3 protein-coding genes are annotated in these 5,012 nt (G+C 72.3%); all 3 read right to left on the minus strand.

Translation table 11 applies throughout. The features are described from left to right. The coding region (locus HUU95_RS08080; RefSeq protein WP_174279650.1) for a sugar phosphate nucleotidyltransferase at window positions 1–720 on the minus strand (720 nt) is incomplete at its 3' end. 1 nt (window position 721) lies between these two features. Continuing rightward, window positions 722–1,810, minus strand: a complete 1,089-nt coding sequence (locus HUU95_RS08085; RefSeq protein ID WP_174279651.1) for a CgeB family protein — start codon at window positions 1,808–1,810, stop codon at window positions 722–724. Window positions 1,811–1,862: 52 nt separating this feature from the next. Continuing rightward, the coding region (locus HUU95_RS08090) for a glycosyltransferase (protein WP_174279652.1) at window positions 1,863–5,012 on the minus strand (3,150 nt) is incomplete at its 5' end.

The raw sequence follows: 5,012 nt of genomic DNA on the forward strand, positions 1-5,012 counted from the left end.
GGCCCCGAGCAGCGCCACCGCCTCGCGCCAGCCGCCCAGCGTGCCGACATCGACATAACGCTCGCCCGCGCGGCACCCCCAGGCCGCGTGGCCGCGCGCGAGCCAGGCGTTGACCAGCGTGCCGATATACTCGTCGCCGCGCCCCGGCTCGCGCCACAGCGCGTGCAGCTCGTGGAGCACGCGGCCGGGCATCTTGAACGCGCCCCAGACCCAGGGCGAGCGCACGACGGCCTGCTTGACGTCGATCGCCTCCACCCGGTCGTCCGCGTCGAGCACCACCGCATCGAACAGCTCCGGCCGCTCGACCGGGAAGAGCAGGAACGACAGCCGGTCGTCGGGCAGCCGCGCCAGCGCATCGGCGGGGAACCAGATCGTGTCGGGCAGCCCGACCAGCACCGGCTCGTCCGCCGGGATCAGCGGGGCGGCGCGGAAGATCGCGTCGCACAGGCCGGCGGCCTGCGGCTGGACGACGAAGGCGGTATCGGCGCCGGGCACGCCGCCGCCATAATAGCGCACGATGTCCGACTTGGTCGGGCTGATCACGAAGCAGATGCGCGTGGCGCCGCCCGCGACCATGCGCTCGACGAGATATTCGGAGACCGCCTTGGGGCGCTCGGCGCCATCCTCGCCGGCGCGATGACCGACGGGGAGCAGCTCCTTGGAAAAGGCGAGCGGCTGGATGCGCGTGCCGTTGCCGGCGGCGGGGATGATGCCCCACATCTCAGGCGGCCCTGATTTCCCTCTCCCCTGAAGGGGAGAGGGAAAGGAGGGCGACCAGCTCCTTGGCTCTCGCCGCCGAGCTGTGCTCGGCCAGCACGCGCGCGCGGGCGGCGTCGGCGAGGCGGCGCAGCTCAGCGTCGGTGAGCGACAACGCGGCGAGCACGTCGTCGGCGGTGTCGACCAGCAGGATCTCCTCGCCCGGCGTGAGGAAGCGGTCGAGCCCGTCCCAGTCGTCGGACAGCAGCGGCGCGCCGCACGCCGCCGCCTCAAACAGCCGGCCGGACGGGCACCAGCCCATCGCCGCCATGTCCGCGCGCGTGACGTTGAGCGTGGCGCGCGCGGACGAGAAGAAGGCGGGATGATCGACGGGGCCGACATGGTCCATGAAGTGGATGTTGGGCCGCCACGGGAAGTCGGCGGGGTAGGACGAGCCGCCGAGCACGAAGCGGCGCTCGGGCGCGCGGGCGGCCGGCGCGACGAACAGCCGTTCGAGCGCCGCCTGCCGATCGGCGGCATAGGTGCCCAGATACGACAGGTCGCCCCGGAACATCGCCTGGGCCGGCACCGGGCGGTGCGCGGCGGGATCGACATGGCCGTAGAGCGGCGCGGTGACGCGCGCGCCGAGCCGGTCGCGCAAGGCGGTCAGCGCGGGGCCGCCGGTGTAGCTCAGCACCAGATCGAACTGGCCCAGCCCGTGTTCGGGGAGATAGTCGACCGGCTCGCCCGCCGCGAGCCGCGCCAGCGTGACGGGGGTGTCGAGGTCGTAGAAGACGCTGGTCCCCCGCCCCTCGCCCGCGAGCAGCGCCGCCGCCGCGCGCGCGTCCGGGCAATAGGAGGTGACGACCAGCGCATCGGCGTCGAGCAGCTCGCGCCTGATCGCCAGCACGTCCGCCCAGTCGGTGTAGAGCAGCAGCCGGCCGCCGGGCAGGTCGACGAGGTCGCGGGTGTCGCGATACCAGGGCTGGTCGCGCTCGACGAAGGTGACGTGATGGCCCTGCTCGGTCAGCGCCCGGATCAGCCCGCGCCACAGCGTCGCATGACCGTTGCCCCAGGACGAGCTGACGGTCAGCCCCCACACCGTGATCCGCAAACCGCTCGCCTCCCTGGCCCGACGCCGCTGACCGGTTACGCGCCCGTTGCGTTCAGCGCGAGGGCGAAAAGCCGTCACGCCGCCGCCGGCCGCCGGCCTGCGCGCGGCCGCTGCGCTCCAGCTTGCCCCAGCCGACGCTGGGCCCCCGGATCGCCTGCACCAGCGCCTTGAGCACGACATAGTACATGACCTGGCGATAGCCGATCCGTTGCGGCACGAGCAGCCAGAGCAGCCGCCAGCGCTCGCGCCGTTCCAGCGCGAAGGCGATCACGCCCGACAGCAGGTCGATAGTGGTGAACAGGATCCAGAAGCCCGCCATCCAGGCGATGTCGGTGCTGGTCTGCGCCCAGCCATGTTCCTCCACGCGCAGGATGGTGGCAGCGATGCTGGCGATCAGCGCCAGATCGATGATCGGCGACACGGCGGCGAGCGCGATCTGAAACACCGCCGCCTGCGGCAGGCCGATAAAGGCAATCCCCGCCGGGCGGCCCGCGCGCAGCGCGCCCTTGTGCTTCCACAGGCATTGCAGGGTGCCGAACGCCCAGCGGAAGCGCTGCTTGGCGAGGCCGCGGAAGCTCTCGGGCGCCTCCGTCCAGGCGACCGCATATTGGTCATAGGCGACGCGCCAGCCGGCGCGCTGGACGGCGATGGTGAGGTCCTGATCCTCCGCCAGCGTGTCCTCCGGATAGCCGCCGACGGCGCGCAGCGTCTCCGTCCGCCACGCGCCGATCGCGCCGGGCACCACCAGCATCGCGTTGAGCCGGGCGAGCGCGCGGCGTTCCAGGTTCTGCGCGGTGACATATTCCAGCGCCTGCCAGCGGGTGACGAGGTTGACGCGGTTGCCGACCTTGGCGTTGCCCGCCACCGCGCCCAGGCCCGGATCGGCGAACCAGCGCGCGAGGCGGCTGATCGTGGTCGGCTCGAACTGCGTGTCGGCGTCGAGCGCGATGACGATGTCGCTGTCGACCTCGGCCAGCGCGGTGTTGAGCGCGCGCGCCTTGCCGCCGTTGGCGAGGCCGAGCAGGCGGACGCGCGGCTCGTCGGCGAACGCCTCGCGCACCACCGCCGCCGTGCGGTCACGCGAGCCGTCGTCGATGACGACCACGCGCAGCTCGACCTCCGTGCTCGCCAGCACGCCGCGCACCGCGCGCTCGATCACGCGCTCCTCGTTGAAGGCGGGGATCAGCACGGTGACGCGGATCGCCGGATCGATCGGCGGGAAGACGATGTCCGCCTCCACCCGCGCCTGCCGCAGCGCCAGCGCGGACAGCAACACCGCGCGCGCGATGCCCAAGGTGATCGCGACCGCGAACAGCCAGTGGAGCGCGCGGCTGCCCCAGCCCAGCGACAGGAACAGCAGCAGGTCGGCGCGCGCCGCCGTGACGTCGCCCGGCGCGAGCGGCGGGTTGACGGTGCCCGGCTTCCACCCCGCCAGCGCGGAGACGGGGACGAAGCGATAGCCCCTGGCCTTGAGCGCCTCGATCAGCAGCGGCAGCGCCGTCACCGTCTGCGACCGGTCGCCGCCCGCGTCGTGGAGCAGGACGATGTTGGCGGATCGCTCCTCGTCGCCCGCCTCGACCTCCTGCACCGTGGTGTCGACGATGTGCGCGACGCCCGGGCGCTTCCAGTCGCCGGGATCGACATGGAGGCCGACGGACAGATAGCCCATGCGCTGCGCCAGCGCGACCGGCCCGATCTCGTCCGCCGTGGTCGGCTCGGCGTCGCCGAAATAGGGCGCGCGGAACAGCCGCAGCGAGCGGCCCGTGAACGCCTGGAACAGCCGCTGGTCGGCGTTGAGCTCGAACCGCGTCTGCCCCGCGCTCGCCTGCGCGAGATTGGGATGCGTATAGGTATGGCTGCCGACCTCGTGCCCTTCGGCCAGCTCGCGCTGGAGCAGCCCGCGTTCGGTGAGCGCGTTCTCGCCGACGACGAAGAAGGTCGCAGGCACGTGCTCGCGCTTGAGCACGTCCAGGATCGGCGGCGTCCAGTCCGGGTCGGGCCCGTCGTCGAAGGTCAGCGCGACCAGCCCGGGCCGATAGCCGGTCCGCTCGACCACATAGGGGCTGGGCAGCTGGTCGAAGCGCGCGGCGACGATCGCGCCCGTCGCGTCGGTGGTCAGCCGGCGGCGGCCGACCGCGGGGACGCCGCCGATGCGCAGGATCTCGCCCGCGCCCTCGATATCGACATCGGTGCCCGACGGGATGGTCTGAAGGCTGGTGGCGGCGGGCAGCGCCGGGTTGTCGCGGCCGAAGAACGTCCACAGCGACGGATCCTCGCTGCCGAGCCGCCACAGCGCCACCGAGCGGACGCCCCGGCGGTGCAGCGCCAGGATCTCGTTGCGCACGGCGATCGCGTCGGCGAGCCAGACCTCATGATGCTGGCTCTCCTCGTCATAGCCGAAATGGCTTTCGCCGCTGTCGCGATCGAAGACGGGCACCGTGCCGCTGTCGCGCGCCGCCTGCCACGCTTCCTCGATCGAGTCGGGCGTGGTGTCGGGCGTGCCCGTCGTCCGCCAGTCATAGGCGTAGGAGGCGACCGCCACGACCAGCTGGCGCGGCGGCACGATCCGCTCGACGCGCGTCACCTGGTCCTCGAACCAGCGCTGCGACGCGATCGGGCCCGGCTCGCCGCCCTGGTAATGTTCGTCATAGGCCATGAAGAACAACTTGTCGGCCGCGCGCGCGAAGCCAGCGATCTGCGCATCCGAGCGATCGGCCTCCACCGCCAGCGCGACGATCCAGTCGTGTTTCGCGAACCGCGCGCGTGCTTCGGCCAGGAAGCGCCCGTAATCGGGGATCGCGGCGTCGGGCAGCTCCTCGAGATCGAAGAAGGCGCCGCCGGCATGTTCGGCGACGAGCAGCGTCTCGATCTGGTCGAGCGTCTTGCGGCGCTGCGCGGGATCGTGGAGCAGCGCGGCCATGCCCGGCGCGTCCCACTCGCCGTTGAGCGCGTTCTGGAACATCGGCAGCAGCACCGGCCGATGCTGCGCGCGCGTCCAGATCGCGTGCCCCTTGGGATCGGGGAACACCGTCACTTGGTGCGTCGGCCCGGTGATCGAGACCCAGCCGGGGATCAGCCAGTCGAGCTCCTCGACATGGCGCTGCAGGCTGGCGGCGGAGTCCGCGTCCCACGGCGCGTGAAAGGCGATGGCGAGCGGCTGGTTCGCGTCCGCCGCCGCCCCGCGCCACAGCCGGTCGGCGGC

Source organism: Sphingomonas bacterium, from assembly GCF_903643065.1.
Lineage (GTDB): Bacteria > Pseudomonadota > Alphaproteobacteria > Sphingomonadales > Sphingomonadaceae > Sphingomonas.